17 protein-coding genes are annotated in these 20371 nt (G+C 72.7%); 1 reads left to right on the forward strand and 16 read right to left on the reverse strand.

Going from position 1 to position 20371, the window contains the following annotated elements; translation table 11 throughout:
- Window positions 1-87 precede the first annotated feature (87 nt).
- From GVV76_RS05725 to GVV76_RS05780, 12 genes are all read right to left on the reverse strand, one after another.
- Window positions 88-1164, reverse strand: a complete 1077-nt coding sequence (locus GVV76_RS05725) for a putative glycoside hydrolase (RefSeq protein ID WP_159625647.1) — start codon at window positions 1162-1164, stop codon at window positions 88-90.
- Window positions 1161-2885, reverse strand: coding sequence for a GT4 family glycosyltransferase PelF (gene pelF / locus GVV76_RS05730; RefSeq protein WP_159625649.1), 1725 nt, complete (start codon window positions 2883-2885; stop codon window positions 1161-1163). Before pelF ends, GVV76_RS05725 begins: the two co-directional genes overlap by 4 nt.
- Window positions 2879-4327 carry a hypothetical protein gene (locus tag GVV76_RS05735; RefSeq protein ID WP_159625651.1) on the reverse strand — a complete coding sequence of 483 codons (1449 nt, stop codon included), beginning with the start codon at window positions 4325-4327 and terminating at the stop codon, window positions 2879-2881. The genes pelF and GVV76_RS05735 overlap by 7 nt, the downstream gene beginning before the upstream one ends.
- 330 nt (window positions 4328-4657) lie before the next feature.
- Window positions 4658-6460, reverse strand: a complete 1803-nt coding sequence (locus GVV76_RS05740; RefSeq protein ID WP_235905290.1) for an MFS transporter — start codon at window positions 6458-6460, stop codon at window positions 4658-4660.
- 273 nt (window positions 6461-6733) lie between these two features.
- Window positions 6734-9310, reverse strand: coding sequence for an ATP-dependent Clp protease ATP-binding subunit (locus GVV76_RS05745; RefSeq protein WP_159625653.1), 2577 nt, complete (start codon window positions 9308-9310; stop codon window positions 6734-6736).
- 170 nt (window positions 9311-9480) lie between these two features.
- Window positions 9481-10119, reverse strand: a complete 639-nt coding sequence (locus GVV76_RS05750; protein WP_159625655.1) for a hypothetical protein — start codon at window positions 10117-10119, stop codon at window positions 9481-9483.
- An 81-nt stretch (window positions 10120-10200) separates the two neighbouring features.
- Window positions 10201-10875, reverse strand: a complete 675-nt coding sequence (locus tag GVV76_RS05755; RefSeq protein WP_159625657.1) for a 4'-phosphopantetheinyl transferase family protein — start codon at window positions 10873-10875, stop codon at window positions 10201-10203.
- Window positions 10876-11301 carry a D-aminoacyl-tRNA deacylase gene (gene dtd, locus GVV76_RS05760; protein WP_159523700.1) on the reverse strand — a complete coding sequence of 142 codons (426 nt, stop codon included), beginning with the start codon at window positions 11299-11301 and terminating at the stop codon, window positions 10876-10878.
- On the reverse strand, window positions 11301-11732 hold the full coding sequence (locus GVV76_RS05765; RefSeq protein ID WP_159625782.1) for a DUF2516 family protein: 432 nt from the start codon (window positions 11730-11732) through the stop codon (window positions 11301-11303). Before GVV76_RS05765 ends, dtd begins: the two co-directional genes overlap by 1 nt.
- Window positions 11733-11817: 85 nt before the next feature.
- Window positions 11818-13131, reverse strand: coding sequence for a CAF17-like 4Fe-4S cluster assembly/insertion protein YgfZ (ygfZ, locus tag GVV76_RS05770; protein WP_159625659.1), 1314 nt, complete (start codon window positions 13129-13131; stop codon window positions 11818-11820).
- Entirely contained in the window at window positions 13131-13835 is a 705-nt protein-coding gene (locus GVV76_RS05775; protein ID WP_159625661.1) for an FABP family protein, read from the reverse strand. The genes ygfZ and GVV76_RS05775 overlap by 1 nt, the downstream gene beginning before the upstream one ends.
- A gap of 102 nt (window positions 13836-13937) precedes the next feature.
- Window positions 13938-14840, reverse strand: a complete 903-nt coding sequence (locus tag GVV76_RS05780; protein ID WP_159625663.1) for an RDD family protein — start codon at window positions 14838-14840, stop codon at window positions 13938-13940.
- A 3-nt stretch (window positions 14841-14843) separates the two neighbouring features.
- Between GVV76_RS05780 and GVV76_RS05785 the strand changes: the two genes are divergently transcribed.
- The gene (locus GVV76_RS05785; protein ID WP_236263239.1) at window positions 14844-15857 is read left to right on the forward strand and encodes a stage II sporulation protein M; all 1014 of its coding nucleotides are present in this window, start codon (window positions 14844-14846) and stop codon (window positions 15855-15857) included.
- A gap of 107 nt (window positions 15858-15964) precedes the next feature.
- Here GVV76_RS05785 and GVV76_RS05790 read toward each other — a convergent pair whose 3' ends face one another.
- From GVV76_RS05790 to GVV76_RS05805, 4 genes are all read right to left on the reverse strand, one after another.
- On the reverse strand, window positions 15965-17257 hold the full coding sequence (locus GVV76_RS05790; RefSeq protein WP_159625665.1) for a DUF58 domain-containing protein: 1293 nt from the start codon (window positions 17255-17257) through the stop codon (window positions 15965-15967).
- Window positions 17258-17327: 70 nt separating this feature from the next.
- The gene (locus GVV76_RS05795) at window positions 17328-18407 is read right to left on the reverse strand and encodes an AAA family ATPase (RefSeq protein ID WP_159625667.1); all 1080 of its coding nucleotides are present in this window, start codon (window positions 18405-18407) and stop codon (window positions 17328-17330) included.
- On the reverse strand, window positions 18404-19624 hold the full coding sequence (locus tag GVV76_RS05800; RefSeq protein WP_159625669.1) for a DUF4350 domain-containing protein: 1221 nt from the start codon (window positions 19622-19624) through the stop codon (window positions 18404-18406). The genes GVV76_RS05795 and GVV76_RS05800 overlap by 4 nt, the downstream gene beginning before the upstream one ends.
- Window positions 19621-20355, reverse strand: coding sequence for a DUF4129 domain-containing protein (locus tag GVV76_RS05805; protein ID WP_159625671.1), 735 nt, complete (start codon window positions 20353-20355; stop codon window positions 19621-19623). The genes GVV76_RS05800 and GVV76_RS05805 overlap by 4 nt, the downstream gene beginning before the upstream one ends.
- Window positions 20356-20371: the final 16 nt, after the last annotated feature.

The raw sequence follows: 20371 nt of genomic DNA on the forward strand, positions 1-20371 counted from the left end.
CCCCACTCTAATGTGACTTCAGTCCTAGGTTCAAGCCGCGATGATTCAACGGAGGTGACCCGAGGGCCCCGCGGCGCTCGGAGGGCCTCAGGGCCGCAGGGCGATGAGCCCGGACCTCGGGCCCAGGAGCGGGCGCCGGGGCAGGGGCGCGCCGTCGGCCCCACCCCGGGGGCCCGGTGCCACGAGCCCGGCGGGAAGCCGGGGGCGGGCGCCGCGGGCGCCGTCGAGATTGACGATGGCGACCCCCCGCTCGAAGTCGCGCCGCCACAGGAGGCCTCGGTGCCGGGGAGGCCCCAGGGGCGCTCCGAGGTCGGCGTCGAGGGCGGGCATCCAGGCCAGGCGCGAGTAGTCGTCGTGGCCGGTGGAGGCGAAGGCGCCGCGCCCGCCGCCCAGCACCCAGAAGGCGGCCAACCCGTAGAGGGCCCGGGGCGCTCCGGCGCCCCCGCTGGGGGCGCGCACGATCGTCAGGCCGGGGGCGGTGAGCTGATGAGCCTGGGCGAGCGCGGCGGTGGCGTCGAGGAAGGAGTCGTCGCCCCAGCCGAGCCAGCACTCGTCGAAGCCCCCGCCCCAGGCGCTGTGGCGCTCCCAGCGGCCGGGCTCGCGGCGGGCCTCGGCGATGTTGGGAACGAGGATCCGGCCGATGCCCGCCAGGGCGGCGCCGGCCTCGTCCACCAGCATCCCGAGGGAGTCGCGCAGCGCGGCGGGATCGTCAGCGCCCTCGATGGGTAGGCCGAGGCCGTAGTAGTCGTCGAAGACGTCGTTGTCGGCCATGACGCCGTCGAAGGCGGTGGGGGCGATCCTCTCGCGCACGCGCTCGACCCAGGCGCGCCGGTAGTCGGGGTCCCAGACGGCGGCCTGGAAATGCCCCGGATAGCCATCCCATTCGATGAGGGAGCCGTCGCGGCGCCGGGCGTGCCAGCCGTGGCGGGCGGCCTCGCCGTGGGAGATCCCGGAGGCGAGGCGCTCGGGCGGCTCGAAGTCCCGCGTGGAGGACAGGCACTGGTAGGCCAGGACTGTCATATGGGGAGCGAGCTCCTTGAGGCGCGCGGCGGCGGCCGTCTCCCAGGGCTGGAGGATGGCGGCCCGGTAGTGCCGGGCCGCCTCCTCCACGTCCTGAGCCTGGAGGGGGCCGCCGTAGCGGATCCAGGCGCCGACGCCGGTCATGCGCCCCCTGCCAGCGGCTCGGCGGCCCCGAGGGCCCTCGCGGGGGCGGCGCGGCGCTGACTCGCGAGGTCGTTGTAGATCCGGTTGTAGGTGGCATTGACCAGGCCCAGGTTGAAGGCGGTCTCGACGCGGCGCCGGGCCGCGTGGCACATGTCCTCGTACAGGCCGGGGTTGGAGATGACCTGGTTGATGCGGTCGGCGAGCAGGGCGGGATCACCGGGGGTGAGCATGAGCCCGCACGGGCCGATGAACCCGCCGTCGTCGGCCTTGATCGGGTCCTCCACCACCGAGCGCAGGGCGCCGACGTCGGAGGAGACGGTCGGGATCCCGGCTCCCATCGTCTCCAGGGAGACCACGGGCAGGCCCTCGTTGTAGCTCGGCAGGACGAACAGGTCGAACTCGTCGAGCAGGTCGCGCACGCGCACGGTGCCTCGGATGGTGATGAGGTCCTGGAGCCCCAACTCGGCGATGCGGGCCGCGCAGCGATCGAAGTACTCGGGCACGTGCTCGGTGGGCCCGCAGACGTCGAGGTGGATGCGCATGCCGCGCTCGCGCATGATCTCGACGGCCTCGATGAGGTCGAGCAGCCCCTTGATGGGCACAACCCTCGCGATGTAGACAAGCCTCCACAGGTGGCGGTCGCCCTCGGCGTGGATGCGCTCGATCACCTCACGGCGGGCGGTCCACAGGGCGTCGAACTCCTCGACGTCGAGCCCGTTGGGCAGGACCACGGACCTGTCCGGGATGCCGCCGAGGTCCTGGGCCTCCTCGATGGCGCGGGGGTAGAGGTAGGTCATGAGGTCGGCGTGGGGGTAGCACAGGCGGCCCATCTCGATCCACCAGGCCATCCACATGCGCTCGCGCGCGGTGACGTCGAAGTCCCGGTAGTCGCTCAGGCGCACCGGCAGGTCCATGCGCCGCTCCAGGAGCGTGTTGACGGTGTCGCGCACGTAGAGGTTGTGCTCGGTGAGCAGGAAGGAGGCCCCGTGCTGGCGGGCGGCGGCCGCCGCCAGCAGGGAGGCGTAGCCGGTGGTGTGGGCGTGGTAGACGGCGGCGCGGGGCACGGGATCGGCCAGGACGGCGTGCGCCAGGGAGAAGAAGTCGCGCAGGCACCAGAAGAGCTCGGACAGGGGCATGCCCAGGTCCGGCATCATCTCGCGGAAGGCCTCCATGAACTCCTGGGTGCCCAGCAGCGCCCACAGGGGGTAGCGGCGGGTGGCGGGGCTCATGCCCTCGTCGATGAGCCGCCAGACCTCCTCGCCGTCGCCGGTGGTGGCCAGCTCGATGAGCGCGCCGAGGAGCCGGCGCGACAGGGCGCGCCGCTGGGCGCGGCTCATGCGCAGGTCCCGGGGGCGGGCGGCCAGGAAGTCGTCGCGGTGCTCGGCCATCGACAGGTAGAGCACCCTGACCCAGGCCACATTGGACGGCATGCCGTACAGGTCGGTGTGCGGGGCCTCGGAGTCCCAGGCGATGTGGATGATCCCGAAGGTCTTGTCCGGGTTGCCGGTGATGATGTCATGGACGACCGCCGAGACCCCGCCCTTGAGGTAGGGGTAGGTGGACTCCATGACGATAGCGACGTCGACGTCCTCGTAGTGGCCGTCGGCCGGGACGCCGTCGGGCCGGGAGGGGGCGGGCTCCTCCGGCACGAACGGCGCGGGGGCCTGCGGGGCGCGCTCGTCGAGCGCCTCCGGAGCGGTATCGAGCGTGAGACTCACCATGACAGTGCCTTTCCCCAGAAGAATGCGTATTCGGGCGCGCTCCAGTGCCGGTGGTGGATGAGACCGCCGATGACGTTCAGGCCCATCGCGGCCAGGGCGATGGGGCCGTAGGCGCTCACGGAGTCGAAGGCCGCGAAGGAGGCGGCGATGAGGACGACGGCGATCCCCGATAGGACCAGGGCCGCCCGGGAGTCGCCGGCATGGTCGATCTCATAGGCGAGGAGGGTGAGGATCGCCAGGAGGAGGCTGGCGGCGCTGACGGCCGTCACCGTGGCGATGTCGCCGGGGGCGAGGATGGCGGTCAGGGCGACGACGACGAGCGTCGCGGCGCTGCCCACCGAGGCCATGCGCGCCAGGGACCAGGTGACCATGCGCCGCAGCGCGGCCCCCCGGCGGCGCAGGGCGCTCATGGGCTCGTTCTCCAGCGCGTCGTGGAAGCCGGCGAAGGCCTGGTTGATACGCGGCGAGGCGATGGTGAAGTAATAGGAGTAGGCCAGGACGGCGGGCTGGAGACACAGGTAGACCAGCGAGACGTCGAACTGCCGGCCCACGGTGACGAACAGGAGAAGCTTGTCGGCCCACAGCACGCCACCCAGGATGAGGCCGCGCCACATGTCGGCGATCACCGGGGCGACGGCGAAGCGCCGGGGGCGGGCCAGGGCGCGCAGGTCGCCGCCGATGGCGAGGATCTGACTCAGCGCCCCGGCCAGCGGGGGCGCGAGCCACCAGCCGGGCACGATGAGCAGCGTGATCGCGTAGGCGAGCCAGCCCAGCGCCCACAGGTGGCGGCGCGAGCCGAGGTCGGCCACGACGAGGGACTGCACGAAGATGACGTGCGCCATGATGAGAGCGAAGTGGGCCACCAATGCGCCGATGCCCCATCCGGTGACGATCCCGACGCAGGCGGTCACGGCCGTCGCCGGCACGATGGACAGGGCGAGCAGCCCGGGCCAGAGCTCGCAGTAGTGGCGCCTGACGGCGCCGGGCCCCTGGGAGATGGTGGAGCCGAGGAGGCGGTACACGGGGGTCCCCACCACCTGGCTGAGCCAGGGGACGGCCACCGAGGCGGACAGGATGAGGGTCTCGAGGTGAACGCCGGCCACGGCGTGCGAGGCGAGGCGGTCAGCGACGAGGGGGAAGGCGCTGCCCAGGAGGATCGCCGGGGACATGACCAGGACCATGAGCCACAGCGATGATCCACGGTCGCGGGGCCCGGTGGGACGACCGCCCCTGGCCGCGGCGGGCGGCGATGTGAGCAGTCCGGCGGCCAGGAGGACCAGCGCCGCGATAAGGGCGATGGTGCTGGCGGTGGGCCAGCCGAGCAGCCAGAGGATGGAGGCGCCAAGCGCAAGCGGTATCACCAGTGCGGTGAGGTCGACACGAGGGAGAGGTGTGCGGCCCCCGCGCTGCGGCAGGTGGCGCTGTTCGTGTATGCGGCTCATTCTGTTGTGTTCTCACAAGAGGTCATGAAGGCGTTTCGGGTTCGCCTCTGTGCTGATCAGGGACCAGGACCCTTCCACGATAACCGCGCCATACGCTCCACTTGATATTGCCTACGACACTCAAAGTGACACACAATAACTTTCAGGAAACGATCAGCATTTTCCCAGGTTTGCGGAAGCGCTGGAATCAGAGCGCGATCCTCTCCTCCCGGGCCATTCGCGCCAGGGGGAAAACCCGGCGACACGCGACTCCTAAGCGCCCGCGATGTGCGCAAGACCATTTCCCCGAATTCCATGATTCGGGACGAGGCCGGACTATCGCGGCGCGGGTCAGCCCCGCGCGCCCGAGGAGTCAGGAGATGCGCTCTCGCGCTTGCGGGCCTCATCAACCGCCCTGAGGGCCTCGGTGGTGGCGCGCGTGGCGCGGTCGAGCCTGGCCCGAGCCTTATCTTCCCAGGCCTGGGCCACCTCGACCTCGGCCAGGGCCTCCTCGACGGTCGGCTCGGTGTCAACGAGGTGGGCCGGGGCGATCGCGAAGATCTCGGAGACGTCGAGGTCGGGGTTCTCCTCCTGGGTCTCGACCAGCTCGGCGACCTCCTCCTGGCTGGCCACGGCCGGCATGGATCCGGGCAGGGGGCGGCGGGCGGTCTCCTTGAGCCCGAACACCGCCCCGAGGGCCGCGGCGGAGGTCCCCATCAGCCAGAAGGCAGGCGCCAGGGGGCTGCCGGTGTACGCCACAAGGGCCTCCAGGATGAAAGCCGCCGTGCCACCGAAGAGGGCGACGGCGGTGTTGTAGGCGATGCCCATGCCCCCGTAGCGGCAGCGGGTGGGGAAGATCGCGGGCAGGGAGGCGGCCAGGTTCCCGACATAGGCCGCCGTCGGGTAGGCCAGCAGGGCCAAGCCGAGCAGGACCGACCAGACCTCCTTGCGCTCCAGCAGCAGGAAGACGGGCACGGACAGCACGATCGTGCTCAGCGCCGCGGACAGGAGGACGGGGCGGCGGCCCACGTGGTCCGACAGCCGGCCACAGGCCGGCACGAGGAAGGCCACGAGGACGAGGATGGGCAGGGTGAGGAGGGGGCCGCGCTCGGCGTCGAGGCCGAGGGTGGTGGTCAGGTAGGTCGGCATGTAGGAGGTGAGGGCGTAGCCCACGGTGTTGGCGCCGGCCACGAGGATGATCGCGATGCCCAGCTCCCGCCAGTAGGTCCGCACCATCTCCTTAAAGCCCAGGGGCCCCTCCTCTGGCTTCATGATCTCGGTTTCCACGGCCGCCAGGTCCGCGGGCTCCTCGTCCTCGGTCTCCGCCTGGGCGCCGCGGAAGGCGGGGGTGTCCTCGATGCGGGCCCTCAAGTAGAGGGCGATGGCGCCCATCGGCAGGGCGATGAGGAAGGGGATGCGCCACCCCCAGGTGGCCATGAAGTCCCTGGGCAGGGTGAGCATGAGGACGGTGACGAAGCCCGCGCCCAGCGCGTTGCCGATGTAGGAGCCCCAGTCGAGCATGGCGGCGTAGAAGCCGCGGCGCTTGTCGGGGGCGTACTCGGTGACGAAGGTCGTGGCGCCGGCGTACTCGCCGCCGGTGGAGAAGCCCTGGACGAGCTTGAGGCAGATGAGCAGGATCGGCGCCCACACGCCCAGGACACTGGCCGGGGGCAGGATCCCGATGCCGAAGGTCGCCAGCGCCATCATCATGAGGGTGAAGGCCAGGACCTCCTTGCGGCCCAGGCGGTCGCCGAGCTGGCCGAGGATAACCCCGCCCAGCGGCCGGGCCACAAAGGTGACGGCGAAGACCCCCAGCGAGAAGAGGTTCTGGGCCACGGGGGAGGCGCTGGGCAGGAAGGCCTGCCCCACGAGCACGGCGACGTAGGCGAAGACGCCGACGTCGTACCACTCCATGATGTTGCCCACGACGGAGCCGAGGATCGCCCTGCGCAGCGCCGATTCCTCGACGACGGTGACGTCGTCGGCGCGCAGACGGCGCCTGCGGCGCAGGTAGGCGAGCCGGCGCTGCTCACGGCGCAACCGCTCGGCGCGCCTCCGGTCGCCCTTCGCGCTGGCGCGGGATGCTCGTTCCTGAAGGCTCTTCTCGGTGGCAGGGATCCTGTTATCCATCGACTTCCGATCGTCGTCGGGCATGGTCGGCAGGCGCGTCGGGCCGGCAGCCCGACCTCTGGGCCGGGCGGAAGGAGCGGTAGAGCCGGGCCGCGCCTGCCCGCATCGCGGCGAGCAGGGTCGCCGGAACGTTCCAAGACCATACCACCAGGTCACGACGTATCGTCAGGGTGACGGTCACAGCCGATGGGCTCCCCCGGACGGCGCCGACGCGGGCCCGAGGATGAGGAGGAGCCCGTCAGGCCGCCATTTCCCTGGCGCCGACGGGCTCCTCCCGGGAGCATGCCGATGGGGAGGTCAACCCACCTGGGGAGCCTCGGTGGCCTCCGGCGAGTCCTGGCCCCACGCGTCCTCGACCGTGGCGGCCTCCTCGACGACCCTCTCGGCGTCGGCGACGGCGGCCTCCTGCTCGGGGGTGGCGGGGATAGCCTCGCCGCGGAAGGTGAACTCCCCGAGGATCCCCTCGCCGTGGGCATCGACGATGATCTTCTGGCCGCGCTCGATCTCACCGAAGAGGATCTTCTCGCTCAGGGCGTCCTCGATGTCGCGCTGGATGGCGCGGCGCAGCGGGCGGGCGCCGAGAACCGGGTCGAAGCCCCGCTCGGCGAGCAACTCCTTGGCGGCGTCGGTCAGTTCGATCGTCATCTCCTGCTCGCTCATGCGCTTGTCGAGGCGGGCGATCATGAGGTCGACGATCTCGCGCACCTCCGGCTTGGTCAACTGCGGGAAGACGATGAGGTCGTCCACGCGGTTGAGGAACTCGGGCCGGAACTGCTGCTTGAGCTCGCGGTTGACGTGGGCCTTCATCTCCTCGTAGTCCATGGCGCCGGACTCGGTGGACTGGAAGCCAGTGGCCACGGACTTGCCGATGTCCTTCGAACCGAGGTTGGTCGTCATGATGATGACGGTGTTCTTGAAGTCGACCTCCCGGCCCTGGGCGTCGGAGAGGTGCCCGTCCTCCAGGATCTGCAGGAGCGAGTTGAAGATGTCCGGGTGGGCCTTCTCCACCTCGTCGAAGAGCACCACGGAGAAGGGCCGACGACGCACCTTCTCGGTGAGCTGGCCGCCCTCGTCGTAGCCCACGTAGCCCGGAGGCGCGCCGAAGAGACGCGAGACCGTGTGCTTCTCGGCGAATTCGGACATGTCGAGCTGGATGAGGGCGTCCTCGTCGTCGAAGAGGAACTCCGCCAGGGCCTTGGCGAGCTCGGTCTTGCCCACGCCGGTGGGGCCGGCGAAGATGAACGAGCCGCCTGGGCGCTTGGGGTCCTTCAGGCCGGCCCGAGTGCGGCGGATGGACTTGGAGATCGCCTCGATGGCCTTGTTCTGGCCGACGATGCGCTTGTGGAGCTCGGCCTCCATGTTGAGCAGCTTGGAGGACTCCGCCTCGGTCAACTTGACCACGGGGATGCCGGTGGACATGGCCAGGACCTCGGCGATGAGGTTCTCATCGACCTCTGCGGCCTGATCCAGGTCCCCGTCCTTCCAGGCCTTCTCCTTGGCGGTGCGCTCCTCGGCCAGGCGGCGCTCGTCGTCGCGCAGGGCGGCGGCGCGCTCGAAGTCCTGGTCGTCGATCGCGGACTCCTTCTCGCGCTTGACCTCGGCGATCCTCTCGTCGATGTCGCGCAGCTCCTGAGGAGCGGTCATGCGCCGGATGCGCAGGCGGGCGCCGGCCTCGTCGACCAGGTCGATGGCCTTGTCCGGCAGGAATCGGTCGTTGATGTAGCGGTCGGCGAGCTTGGCGGCGGCCTCAATGGCCTCGTCGGTGATGACGACGCGGTGGAAGGCCTCGTAGCGGTCCCGCAGCCCGGTGAGGATGCCGATGGTCTCCTCGATGCTGGGCTGGTCCACGGTCACCGGCTGGAAGCGGCGCTCCAGGGCGGCGTCCTTCTCGATCTTGCGGTACTCCTCCAGCGTGGTGGCGCCGATGGTCTGGAGCTCGCCCCGAGCGAGCATGGGCTTGAGGATGGAGGCGGCGTCGACGGCGCCCTCGGCGGCGCCGGCGCCCACGAGCGTGTGGATCTCGTCGATGAACAGGACGATGTCCCCCCGCGTGCGCACCTCCTTGAGGACCTTCTTGAGGCGCTCCTCGAAATCACCGCGGTAGCGCGAGCCCGCCACGAGGCTGCCCATGTCCAGGGAGTAGAGCTGCTTGTCACGCAGGGTCTCCGGGACGTCGCCGTGGACGATGGCCTGGCTAAGGCCCTCGACGACAGCGGTCTTGCCCACGCCGGGCTCCCCGATGAGGACGGGGTTGTTCTTGGTGCGCCGGGAGAGGATCTGCATGACCCTCTCCATCTCCTTGTGACGGCCGATGACCGGGTCGAGCTTGCCCTCGCGCGCGGCCGCGGTGAGGTTGCGCCCGAACTGGTCGAGGATGGCGCTGCCCGACGGCGTGCCCTCCTTGGAGGGGCCGCCGGCGGTGACAGCCTCCTTGCCCTCATAGCCCGAGAGCATCTGCATGACGGTCTGGCGCACGGAGGACAGGTCCGCGCCGAGTTTGATGAGCACCTGGGCGGCCGTGCCCTCGCCCTCGCGCAGCAGGCCGAGCAGGATGTGCTCGGTGCCGATGTAGTTGTGCCCGAGCTGCAGGGCCTCGCGCAGCGAGAGCTCGAGGACCTTCTTGGCGCGGGGGGTGAAGGGGATGTGGCCGCTGGGCGCCGCCTGTCCCTCGCCGATGACCTCGACGACCTGGGCGCGCACGGCGTCCAGGGAGATCTGCATCGACTCCAGGGCCTTGGCGGCCACGCCCTCGCCCTCGTGGATGAGGCCGAGAAGGAGGTGCTCCGTGCCGATGTAGTTGTGGTTGAGCGCCCGAGCCTCGTCCTGGGCAAGGACGACGACGCGGCGGGCGCGGTCGGTGAAGCGTTCGAACATCGCGGGTTATCTCCTCGGCACGCGCGGTCGGTTGGGGCGCCGGACAACCGCGAGCACTCGATGAGCGCGAGCGGGCCCAGCGCGGGCACGTGCTGCCAAGGCTAACGGCGGGGCATGGGGCCCCACCCCCCTGTTCGCGGTGGGCGTGAGCAGAGTTGAGCGGGAACGACTCAAGCCTGGGTGCGGTGGCGCAGGCCGTGGAGCATGCCGTGCGTCATGAGCCGGGCCACCGGCCGGGCGGAACGCACCATCCTGGCGGCGGCGGGCGTGTGCGGCATGTACCGCTCGCGCACGATCAGGCGGCACGCCCCAGACGCCGTCGGGGCGAGGACGAAGGCCCAGGTGAAGTCGAAGTCCATTCCCGAGCTGGCCGGGGCGCTGCCGCCCTGACTGGACAGGACCAGGCAGTGCTCGGGTTCCAGGAGGGCGACGGCGAGGCTCAGATCCTCGGCGAGGTGCACGCGGTCGCCCTCGGCGAGGTCCTGCCAGGCCGGGTCGATGACGTCGGCGTTGACGATGCCCAGGCCGGCGAGCCTCTGGAGGACGTCGAAGGTGTAGAAGCCGCCGCGCCCGTAGCCCATCTGGACGAGCCAGGGCCACACGGCGGCGGCCGACGCCGTGAGCACCGTCTCGTGGGTCTCGACGAGAGTGGCGCCCGGAAGGAGGCCGTCGCCGGGCAGGGGTTCGGCGTCGTTCCCGCGCGGGCGCAGGCGCCCGGCCACGTAGCCGACGGCAACCGCGGTTGCGGCGCCTGCGGCGGCTACGGCCACGAGGAGGCGAGCCAGGTGCGGGCGCGTGCGACGGGTCACACGCACAGTGTCCTCAGCGCCGCCGCGTCACGCAACCCGCGAGAACTGGGGTCATACCCCTGGAGAACTGGCGCGCGCCGGTCACGCCCACCGGCCCGCAGGCACGACGACAGCCGTGGCGATGGTGCCCTCGGCGAAGATCCACCTGCCGTGAAGGCGCCTCGTCCGCCCACCGGGCCGGGGATCGGTCAGATCCGCGGTGAACTCGCCATCGGCGAGGCGCACCAGGGCATCGCCGAAGCCCAGCCATCGCGCCTCCCGCGGGTACCAGGCCTTGTACAGGCTCTCCTTGACGCTAAACAGGAGCCTGTCGACGGCGACATCGGGCCGCTCCGCGGCGAGGCGGCCAAGGCCACCGATCTCCTCCGGTGTCGTCGCCACCCGCGCCAGCACGCCCGCCGGGAGCGGCGCGTTGGGCTCCGCATCGATGCCCAGGCAGTCCACGTCCTCCTGGCGCGCCACCGCGGCGGCGCGGTAACGCTCGCAGTGGGTCATGGAGCCGACGACGCCCGCGGGCCAGGCCGGCTCGCCCGCACCACCGGGCACCATGGGCGGACGCCGGTGGCCCAGGCCGCGCAGGGCGCGGCGGGCGCAGCCCCGGACGGTGGTGAACTCCCGGCACCGCCGGTCGGACATGCGCTCGGCGAGGGCGGCCTCCTCGCCGTGGAGGGCCTCATCGAGCTCCTCGCGGGTCTCGGCGACGCTGACCGAGCCGGGCACTATCTCTGTGAGGAGCCGCGCCGGGCCACCGCTCACTCAGGCCTCCACCAGGATCGTCACCGGGCCGTCGGCCTCCATGTCGATGCGCATATCAGCGCCGAATCGGCCCGTGGCCACCTCCAGGCCGCGCTCGCGCAGATCCGCCACGACGGCGTCGATCAGCGGCTCGGCCACGGGGCCGGGAGCGGCCGCGTTCCAGGTGGGGCGCCGCCCCTTGCGCGCGTCCCCGTAGAGGGTGAACTGGGAGACGACGAGCACGGGCGCGCCGGCCTCGGTGACGGAGTGCTCGCCGGCCAGGAGGCGCAGGTCCGCGATCTTGCGGGCGATCGTGGCCACCTGCGCAGGGCCGTCGTCATGAGTGGCGCCCACGAGCGCCATGAGTCCTGGGCGCGTGATCTCGCCGACGACGTCGCCGTCGACCCGCACGGCCGCGCGCGTGACGCGCTGGAGGACGGCGCGCATCAGCGCCACCGGCCCTTCGGGCCCCCACCGCCCGGGCGGCGGATCCGCGAGCGCACCCGGATCGGGCGGTACACCTGGAGGGCGGGGCGCGCATCGGCGAGGTAGACCGCGTTGGCCACCATCCCCAGCAGGCCCAGCAGGCCCAGGGACTGGGGCCGAAGGCCGGCGATGCCACGCACGCCCGAGGTGACCACCGCCCCCAGTAGTTCGAGCGCCGACAGGCCCCCCGTGAGCAGGACGACGATGATGCCCACGGCGTTGAGGCCGACCCAGAAGCCCTTGCTGCGCTTGCCCGCGGCGACGTAATGATCGGGCCGGTGGGTGAGCGAGTCCACCACGGCCCACGCACCCAGCGCCAAGGCGACCAGGATGAAGGCCAGTTGCAGGTAGGCGACGGCCCCGGCGAGGGCATTCGCGGTAGCGGTCAACATGCTCACGCCCCTACCTTAGCGGGGCGATGAGGCGGGCCAGGAGGCCGCCGCGCCCAGGGGCGAGGGCTCAGGCGGTTCAAGCGGTTCAGGCCGTGCGGGGCCCGCTGGCCAGGCCGCCGCTCGATCCGCCGTTGCCGAGCCCGATGCCGCGGCCCGCGGCCCGCAGCCCCGCGCCCGGCCGTTCGGTGGGGCTGGCCTGCGCCCGCCCCTCGGGGCTGACCAGGGGCTCCTGAGCGGCATCCACCGCGCCAAGGACCACCGGGGGCGCCGCGCCGTCGTCCTCCCCCGCGCCCCCGGCCTCGTCGGCCTCCACGACATCGACGAGGAGAGCCGCGTCCGGGGGCACGCCCCGGCGCAGGAGCGCCAGGGCGATCGGCCCGAGCTCGTGATGGCGGGCCGCGCTCGTCACGGCGCCCACCACGCGCTCCCCCAGGCGCACGGGGGCGCCGGGGAGGGGCGCCTGGCCCGTCAGGCCGTCGAGTTGCAGGAGGGCGAGGCGCCGTGGGGGGCGCCCGAGGTTGAGGGTGCGGGCCACCGTCTCCTGGCCCGGGTAGCAGCCCTTGTCCAGGTGGACGGCGGTGCGCAGCCAGTCGAGTTCGTGCGGGATCGCGCGCTCGTCAGCCTCGCGGGCCCGGCGGGGGCGCCCCGCCTCGACGCGCAGCGCCTCCCAGGCCTGTGCCCCGGCCAGCCTCCGCCCCGGGCCCCCATTCAGGAAGGACCGGGCGATATCCGCGACCCGCCCGGCGGGGGCGAGCACCATGGCCGCGCGATAGCCCTCCCCCGGATGCCGGGAGGATTCGAGGCCGACGTCGTAACTCGTCCCGCCGTCGACGACGCCGGGCCAGGGGTCACGCCAGGTCGCCGCCGCGGGGAGGGACGGCGCGGGAGCCTCCGGCTCCGCGGGCAGCTCATCGCCCCCGGGGCGGGTGGAGCGGACCGCCTCCTCAAGGGCGGCGGCGCCGCTGCCCAGCGCGCCCAAGGCGGCGACGTCGTCGCGCAGGGACGCCTCGACGCGCAGCATGAAGCGCATCCTTTCCAGGTGCTCAACGAGCGCCGGCCCTTCGCCCGCGTCGACGACGATCCAGGCGGTGGCGCCGTCGTCGAGGACGGCCAGCGCATGGCGGATCCGCCCCTGGGCGTCCAGGATGAGGGCCTCGGCCCCGCCGTCGCCCGGGGCCAGGGGGGTCAGGTCCTGGCTGGTCAGCGTGGTGAGCCAGGACAGGCGGTCCGGGCCGCTCACCGCCACGACGTCCCTGGCCAGCGCGGTGATGGCCTGCCCGTCGACCAGGGCCGCCTGCTCGCGCAGGGGATTGCCGTAATGCGCGGGAACGGCGGCGTCGGGACCAGTGGCGTCCTCGGCGATGGCGTCCGGCCAGTCCAGCAGAGGCGAGGGGCGCATCACTGGGCCGCCCCGGCGTCGTCGGCCCCCTGCGCGGGGGCACCGGCCGGCTCGGGGAGCCCAGGGGCGTCGGATAGGAGCGCGCCCGGCTGGGCGGCGGGGGCCTCGGGATCCTCGACCCGCCCGAGCCGGCCGGAGGCGTAGCTCTGCAGGTCCTGGCCGAAGGCGGCCATGTCCTGCGCCCACATGAGATCGCCGCCCACGAGCCCGAGGACGCGGGTCATCTCGGTCAGGGGGGCGCTGGTGCGGGTGCGGCCCACGGCTTGGGTGCCGATCTGGGCGCGGGGGCCCTGGATCCAGCCCTCCCAGACGCCGACCTGCCCGGCCGGATCGGCGGAGACCACCTCGAGGCGGGTGATCGGGGTGCGGGTGTCGGCGTCGTCGGCGTCGGGGGCCTCCTGGCCGACGGGGCGCCAATAGGCGGTCTCCGTGGACCAGATCTGAGCCGGGGCAATGCGCGTGGCGCCCTCGAGCCCGGGGACCTCGAAGTCGAGGTCCTCCGATCGCGTGGTGTCCAGGGTCCACACGGTGGTGATCTGGCGCAGGTAGGGACCGCCGTCGTGCTCGAAGACGATCTCCTGGTAAACCGCCTGCTCGGGAATGGTCTCGCCGTAGGTGAGCACACCGTAGCCGCGCCAGGTGCCGACCAGCCAGGCGAGCGGGTAGAGCTCGGGGGCCAGGTCATCGGGGAGGGAGAAAGTCATGCCCCCACCCTAAGCCGCCCCGCCCCAATGCCGAGACCGGTCGAAAATAGGAGCGAGACCGGTCCGCGGACCGGTCTCGCTCCTATTTTCGACCGGTCTCGCTCAGAAGGCGGAGTTATGGGTGGGCGAGGTGGGTGGGATGCCCTCCTGCTCGCCGACGCCGTGGGGCAGGAGGGCCATCCGGGCGCGAGTCGACTCGGCCACCTGACGGTCCTTCCATGCCAGGGCGAGCTCGCGATCCCGCCGCTCCGCCAGCACTGCCGCGAGGAATCTCTCCGGGTGCGTGCCCTCCGGCGGCCGGGGAGAGACGCTGGAGGAGATGCTCGCGGCGAGCTCGGCGCCGATCCGTTCCCGCGAACGGGGCTCGATCGTCGAGGCCCGCTGCAGGAAGGTCCGCGCGACCAGTGCCAGGTCCCCCGGCAGGGCGCGCAGATCAGCCCGCTCCGCCCAGGACGCGAGCTCGGGCGGCATGAGGATCGGCGGTGCCGTGGCCGTCTCCACCCGATCGCGGACCACGTAGGTCCCTGCGAGCAGATCCCCCAGCCGCTTGCCGCGCCTGGTCACCGTGCACGAGATGATCGCCAGTGTCGCCAGGGCGGCGTAGATCTCGATGCTGCCCACGAGCACGCGGACCAGGGAGTGCCGCATCCTCACGGCGCCGCCATCGTCCCGCACCACTCGCAGTCCCAGGACCCATCGGCCCACGGAGGAGCCCTGGGAGACAGTTTCGATCGTCAGCGGCAGGGCGATGAACCAGGTCAGGAGGAGGAGCGAGACCGTGATGATGGTCAGTGGCTCCGAGGCCGCCGAGCTCGGGCGCAGGAGGGACACGAGCGTGATGAGGGACACGAAGAGCCCGATCATCATCAGGCCGTAGTCGATGAGGCCGCTGAGCATGCGCACCGCGGCCGAGGCCGGGGCGGCGTCGAGGAGCGCCGCCTCGCCCGTGACGATCCGGACCTCCTCCATCATCCGCTCGGATGAGGCCGTCGTTCCATCCTCCATGCCATGCTCCTAACCGTGGACATCGATGCCTTCGCCGCCGCGCACCGCGATGAGTGGGAGCGGCTGGACGCCCTGGTCGCCAGGCGCCGCCTGAGCGGCGCCCAGGCCGATGAGCTCGTGATCCTGTACCGGATCGCCGCGCAGCACCTGTCCCGCCTCAGAGCGTCCGCGCCCGACCCCCAACTCATCGCCGAGATGTCGGCGCGGGTGGCCCGAGCGCGGGGGCGGCTCACCGGCGCTCGGGAGATCCGGGCCGGGGATATCACCCGCTTCCTGACCGAGACGATCCCCCTCGCCCTCTACCGGGCGCGCTGGTGGGCCATCGGCGTGGGTGCCGCGTTCACGACGATCGCCGTCATCGTCGGCGTATGGACCCTGCGCAGCCCGGAGGCCATGGGCGCCCTTGGGATGCCCGCCGAACTGGACAGGTACGCCGCCCAGAGCTTCGAGGACTACTACTCGACCTACGACTCCCACGAGTTCTTCGCCCTGGTGTGGACCAATAACGCCCGGATCGCGGCGATCTGCGTCGGCGCGGGCATCACCGGTGTCGTGCCCGCCGGCCTCATGCTCGTCAACGCCATGGCCCTGGGCCGGACCGGCGCCGTCATGGCCGACCATGATCGCTTCCTCCAGTTCCTCGCGCTCATCATCCCGCATGGACTGCTGGAGTTGACCTGCGTGTTCTTCGCGGGCGGCGTGGGCCTCAGGCTCTTTTGGACCCTTCTGGCCCCTGGACCGCGCTCCCGTGGACGGGCGCTCGCTGAGGACGGCCGGCTGCTCATCACCGCCGCCGTGGGGCTGACGGGAGCGCTCGCCATCGCCGGGCTCCTGGAGGGCTTCGTCACCGGAGCCCAGATCCCGTGGCTGCTCAAGGCGGCGCTGGGGCTGGTCTCCCTGGCGGTCCTGTGGGCGTACGCGCTCGTCCTGGGGCGCCGCGCCGAGCGCACCCTCGCCGGTGGCGACGACGTCGTGCTGGCCGATCAGATGGGCGACGCCGCGCCCGAGGCGGGCTGAGCGGCAGGCCCCGCCCCCGGGCATGGGGCCCGCGGGGCGCCATGCCCGGCCCGGCCGCCCCGTCAGCGCCGGGGGCGAGCCTGGCGCTCCCATGCTCGTTGTCGCCGTCATAACTGCCCCGAGGCCTTGAGCGCGAGGTAGGCGTCGGCCAGGGCCGGTGCCAGTCCGGCAGGATCGGCCTGGACCACCGTGGCTCCCGAGCGGGCCAGGCGGGCGCGCACCGCGTGCTGCTCCACGAGATCGCTCTCGGCGGCGGCGGCCGTGTAGACGGAGACGGCGTCGCCCCTGTCTTCCCGCAGCCCATCAAGCGCAGGGTCGAGGGCCGAGGCGATGATGAGCGCGTGGTCCTTGGCCAGCGCGGCGGTCGCGCGCAGCATGTCCGCACCGGTGGCGGAGCCATCGACGCCGGTCAGGATGACGACGAGCGACCTCTGGGGGAGCAGCCGGCGCACGGCTGAGGTCAGCAGCGACCAGTCCGTCTCCACCAGGGAGGCGTCCAGAGGGGCGAAGGCGTCGGCGAGCGAGCTCATGAGGGAGGCGCCGGAAGCGCCCCGCACCTGGGCGCGCACGGCGCTGTCGACGGCGAGGACGTCCACGCGGTCACCGGCGCGGGAGGCCAGGGCGGCCAGGAGCAGGGCGGCCTCCATCTGGGCGTCGAGCCGGGGCGCGTCCCCCAGCCGCGCCGCCGCACGGCGCCCGGTGTCCAGGACCACCAGGACGCGGCGGTCCCGCTCGGGGCGCCAGGTCCGCACCACGACCTCCCCTCGGCGCGCTGTCGAGCGCCAGTCGATGGAGCGCGCGTCGTCGCCGACGACGTACTGGCGCAGTGAGTCGAACTCCGTCCCCGCGCCGCGCACCATGACGGCGCTGCGCCCATCCAGCTCGCGCAGGCGGGCGAGCTTGCTGGGCAGGTGGTGCCGGGAGGCGAAGGGCGGTAGCACCCTCAGGCGCGCGGGGGCGGCCAGGGAGGCCTGGCGCCCGGCGAGCCCCAGCGGGCCGAGCAGCCGCACGGTGACGAGATCGGCCCGTCGATCCCCGCGCCGCGTGGGCGTGAGCGCGGTGCGGGTCCGGCGCCGCTGCCCGGCCGGGATCGTCATCCGACTGCGCTCACCGGTGGCCCCGGCCGACGGCGCCCAGGCGTCGCGGATCTCGGCCACCGCCGCCCGCGGGCCGGTGTTGGTCACGGTCAGGGTGGCGGTGGTGGTCTCGCCGAGCATGATGGCGCCCGCCAGACTCCGCTGGACGTGCAGATCGCGCGGCGACGCCGCCAGCAGCGCATCGGCCCCCACCGCGATCACGGTCGCGGCCAGGACGACCACGATGGTCATGGGCCGGGGCCAGATCAGGCCGGGGAGCGCGCCGAGGGCGAGGAGGACGGCCGTGCGCCGCGCTAGGAACATCGCGGCGCTCCCCTCAGCGGCGCCGTGGAGGGCGGGAATCGATGGAAGACCCAGGGCTCGCGCATGGGGATCAGCGGGGGACGGGGACGGAGCGCAGGGCGCCGGTGACGATCGCCTCCGCCGTCACGCCCTCGAGCTCGGCCTCCGCTCGCAGCTCGATGCGGTGGCGCAGGACGGGCAGCGCCAGCGCCTTGACGTCGTCGGGGGTGACGAAGGCGCGCCCGGAGAGCCAGGCCCAGGCGCGCGCGGCCACGAGCAGGGCGGTTGAGCCGCGGGGGGAGACCCCCAGGGCCACCGAGGGCGCCTGGCGCGTGGCGCGCACGAGATCGACGATGTACCCCAGGACCTCCTGGGAGGCTCCGACGTCACGCACCTGCTCGCGGGCCGCGAGGAGATCGGCGGGGCCGGCGACCGCCGTCAGGCCCGCGCTCGCCAGGTCGCGGGGGTCGAAGCCGCCGGCGTGGCGGCTGAGGACCTCCACCTCCTGACCGCGTTCGGGCAGGGGAAGGACGAGCTTGAGGAGGAATCGGTCCAGTTGGGCCTCGGGCAGCGGGTACGTGCCCTCGTACTCGACGGGGTTCTGGGTGGCGATCACCATGAAGGGCGAGGGCAGGGGGCGAGGATCGCCATCGACGCTCACCTGGCGCTCCTCCATGGCCTCCAGGAGGGCCGCCTGCGTCTTGGGGGGAGTGCGGTTGATCTCGTCCGCCAGCAGCAGGTTGGTGAAAACAGGTCCGGCGCGGAAGGAGAACTCGGCGCTGCGGGCGTCGTAGACGAGGGAGCCGGTGACATCCCCGGGCATGAGATCCGGGGTGAACTGCACGCGCTTGGTGTCGATGTCCAGGGCCTGGGCCAGGGAGCGCACGAGCAGTGTCTTGGCCACGCCGGGCACTCCCTCGAGCAGGACGTGACCGCCGGCCAGAAGGGCGATGACCAGCCCGGTGATGGCGGCATCCTGGCCGACCACCGCCTTGCCGATCTCCGATCGCAGGGCGACGAGGCGGGAGCGGGGATCGGGGCCGGCGCCCCCGGCGCTCCCCGCGCCCCTGGGAGCTCCCGCGCCCCCGGGGGCCTCCGGGCCCCCAGGCGGGACCGGCGCCGCGGGGGAGTGATCGGCCTGATCGGGGCGGCCGGTTTCAGTGGTGCTCATGATGAGTGGACCTCGCTCTCGAGTCGGTCGAGCTGGGCGGCCAGGTCCGTGAGGGACCGGTCGTCGGTGGGTGTGGGGCCGTAGAGGACGAGGGCGACGTCGGCCGGCTGCAGGCGCCCGTCACGGCACAGGGCGGCGATGAGCTCGCCTCGCCCAGCGCCCGTGGGCAGCCCGAGGCGCTTGCCGAGGCGAAGGGCCGTCCCCGCCCGCAGGGCGGTGGCGGCACGGCCGCGGTCCCGGGCTCGCCGGTAGAGGCGGCCCCGCCCGATCGTGGTCTCCGTGGAGCGCACGACGACGGGCAGATCCTCGACGACGACGCGCCCGAACCGCCGGCCCTGGACGATGGCCAAGGCGAGCGCCGCGATGGTCAACTGCGCCAGGACGACCGGCAGGAAGCGGGGCAACGATGGCTCGTCCCAGATGCTACGGCTCTGCGCCTGAGCGGCGTCGTGCCACACGACGCGCTTGGAGGCGCCGATCGCGCGGATCGCCAGCGCCGCGTTCCCCTGTTCGGGCAGCCGGGAGTTCATCGCGGTGTCGGGCCAGGCCAGGACGCGCAGGGTCCCGCCCGAGGGGAGCGGCGCCGTGGCGTAGCCGTACACGCCGTCGGCGACGGGGAAGCAGCCGGTGGCCCCCTGCGCACCGCCCAGCCCCACCGATCCGCGCCCGGCCGGGATGGTCCCCGCGGCCTGGGCGTCGGCGTCGTCGCACTGGGCGCTGACGGTGGCGCCGGGGGCGGCGCTGACGCCACTGGGCGTGAGCTCGGTGAGCCCCCCGAGGCTGTTGTGGAGGGCGCCGATGACGACGACGTCGCCGCCGGCCGAGGCGAGTTGCGCCCGCTCCTTGTCGCTCAGGCTCCCGGCGTTGATGAGAACGACGGTCGCGCCCTCGGCTGAGGCCTCGCGCGCGGCGCGCGCGCTGGAGACGGCATGGACCTCGACGCCCCACTCGCTCACGAGGGCCGCGAGGGCCCGCGCCCCGTTGGGACGCGGGTTGTCGATGGCCAGCGGCGTGGTGGACTCAGCGGGCTTGAGGGCCTGGGCGAGGAGGACCAGGACGAGCAGGGCGAGCAGCGTGAGGAGCCCTGGCCTCCAGGAGCGCAGGCGTTGACCGATGGTGGCGCCGATGACCTGGTCAGCGCCCCCGCCCGCCGGCCTTGGCTCCGGGGACGACGGGACGGCAGCCGCGGTCCTGGGGCGCGCCCCGATGGGGGTCACTGGTGCTCCCCGCTCGCGGTCGCCGCGTCAGCGGGGCGCTCGGCGCGGGCCCGGGCGCCCGGCCGCGCGCGCCCCACCTGGTCCTTGACGTCGCTGGCCAGGGCCCGCACCCAGGCGTCCTCATCCGGGCTGGCCACCACGTCCCCGTAGCGAACGGCGTCGAAGAGGCGGGCGCCGGAGTGGAGGTCGGCGGACAGTCCGGGCAGCGCGCTCGCGGCCAGCCCGGCCGCCTCGTGGGCGGTCAGCCCCGGGTGGTCCTCGAGGACGCCGAGCTCATCGAGGAAGCGGATGATCGCCCGGAAGCGGTCGACGACCGCGGTGGCGAAGTCGCCCCGATCAGCGGCGAGGTCCGCGCCGCTGGTCAGGGTGGCCGCGTCGCGGTCGTCCTCCAGCAGCGGTCCTGGGGCCGCGCCGCTGGGCCTGGCGATCGCGACCCGCCTCGCCATCACGCCGATGACAATGATGAGGGCCGTCAGCCCGAGGACCACGATCGTCGCGGACGCCCACGGCGGGATGCCGGGGATGACCGAGCCAAGATCGACATGGTGCTGGATCCAGTGCCAGGCCGCCGTCAGCGGGTCGGTCCTCTCGGCGTAGGCGGTCTTCGCCAGCTCGCGCTGGGCCGCCTCGCCGGCCTGCGAGGCGTCCGGCGTCGCCGGCGGGCCCCCCGAGGGGGCGAGCGCCCCCGGGGCGCCCCGGCCCTGGATGGCCGCCGGCTCCAGTGCGATCATGCGTGATCCCGCCACC

Source organism: Actinomyces sp. zg296 (genome assembly GCF_009829695.1).
In the GTDB taxonomy this organism is placed as follows: Bacteria; Actinomycetota; Actinomycetes; order Actinomycetales; family Actinomycetaceae; genus Actinomyces; species Actinomyces marmotae.

Coding starts and splice junctions, on each gene's coding strand:
- GVV76_RS05725 (WP_159625647.1), bottom strand. CDS start 1,164: ATGACCGGCGTCGGCGCCTGGATCCGCTACGGCGGCCCCCTCCAGGCT.
- pelF (WP_159625649.1), bottom strand. CDS start 2,885: ATGGTGAGTCTCACGCTCGATACCGCTCCGGAGGCGCTCGACGAGCGC.
- GVV76_RS05735 (WP_159625651.1), bottom strand. CDS start 4,327: ATGAGCCGCATACACGAACAGCGCCACCTGCCGCAGCGCGGGGGCCGC.
- GVV76_RS05740 (WP_235905290.1), bottom strand. CDS start 6,460: ATGCCCGACGACGATCGGAAGTCGATGGATAACAGGATCCCTGCCACC.
- GVV76_RS05745 (WP_159625653.1), bottom strand. CDS start 9,310: ATGTTCGAACGCTTCACCGACCGCGCCCGCCGCGTCGTCGTCCTTGCC.
- dtd (WP_159523700.1), bottom strand. CDS start 11,301: ATGCGCGCCGTCCTCCAGCGCGTCACGCGCGCGGCCGTGCGGGTCGAC.
- GVV76_RS05765 (WP_159625782.1), bottom strand. CDS start 11,732: ATGTTGACCGCTACCGCGAATGCCCTCGCCGGGGCCGTCGCCTACCTG.
- ygfZ (WP_159625659.1), bottom strand. CDS start 13,131: ATGCGCCCCTCGCCTCTGCTGGACTGGCCGGACGCCATCGCCGAGGAC.
- GVV76_RS05775 (WP_159625661.1), bottom strand. CDS start 13,835: ATGACTTTCTCCCTCCCCGATGACCTGGCCCCCGAGCTCTACCCGCTC.
- GVV76_RS05780 (WP_159625663.1), bottom strand. CDS start 14,840: ATGGAGGATGGAACGACGGCCTCATCCGAGCGGATGATGGAGGAGGTC.
- GVV76_RS05785 (WP_236263239.1), top strand. CDS start 14,844: ATGCTCCTAACCGTGGACATCGATGCCTTCGCCGCCGCGCACCGCGAT.
- GVV76_RS05790 (WP_159625665.1), bottom strand. CDS start 17,257: ATGTTCCTAGCGCGGCGCACGGCCGTCCTCCTCGCCCTCGGCGCGCTC.
- GVV76_RS05795 (WP_159625667.1), bottom strand. CDS start 18,407: ATGAGCACCACTGAAACCGGCCGCCCCGATCAGGCCGATCACTCCCCC.
- GVV76_RS05805 (WP_159625671.1), bottom strand. CDS start 20,355: ATGATCGCACTGGAGCCGGCGGCCATCCAGGGCCGGGGCGCCCCGGGG.